1 pseudogene is annotated in these 911 nt (G+C 43.5%); it reads left to right on the forward strand.

Annotated features, from left to right (window positions below):
* Window positions 1-73: 73 nt before the first annotated feature.
* Window positions 74-847 (forward strand): annotated as a pseudogene (locus ACKWMY_RS28195) (IS630 family transposase); the annotation flags it as partial.
* Window positions 848-911: the final 64 nt, after the last annotated feature.

Genomic DNA, 911 nt, shown 5'->3' on the forward strand with positions numbered 1-911 from the left:
TGCAAGTCTATAATATACCCGTGATCATTGAAAACGCTTGATTTTGTTCGCTACGAGGATCATGCTTTTTACCATGAAGATATTCATCACCGCAGAACAGAAAATCGAACTCGAACGCCTACATGATTCCAGTAGGGATAAGCTCGTTTGTGATCGTATAAAAGCCGTCCTTCTCGCTTCTGAAGGCTGGAGTTCTGTGATGATTGCTCAGGCTTTACGCTTGCACCAAACAACGGTTGATCACCACATCCATGAATACCTGAATAAAGGCAAGCTAAAGCTTGAAAATGGCGGTTCTGAAGGGATGCTCAGCGCAGAACAAACCGAACAACTTATCCGCCATCTGTCTCAACATTTATTTCATCATACTCTCCAGATTGTGGCTTATGTCGCGCAAACCTGGGGGATCACATACAGTATCCCTGGAATGAATAAATGGCTGCACCGACATGGCTTCAGCTATAAGAAACCCTCAGGCGTACCTCATAAATTCAGTGAAGAGAAACAGCAACAATTTATTGAATATTATGAAAAATTAAAGATGGATGCGGGCGATGAACCTATTCTTTTTTTGGATGCTGTGCATCCTACTCAAGCAACCAAACTGAGCTTCGGTTGGATAAGAACAGGTGAGAAAAAGGCTGTTGAAACAACGGGCAGCCGTACCCGAATGAACATCCTGGGGGCACTGGCTCTGAACGATACTGCCCATCCGGTCATTGATGACTATGAAACGATTAATGACTACAGTGTTTGCCAGTTTTTCAATGAGATAAGGAAGGTTTACCCGGATTATAGCCAGCCAATTCATATTATTCTGGATGGTGCAGGATATAACAAAGCAAATCGGTCGTGACTCCGATTTAGTGGTAGTGGTTGATTGTCAGATACCATCCGATGAGCTTATCGTG

It is taken from the genome of Serratia sp. J2 (genome assembly GCF_046269175.1).
GTDB classification, from domain to species: Bacteria; Pseudomonadota; Gammaproteobacteria; order Enterobacterales; family Enterobacteriaceae; genus Chania; species Chania fonticola_C.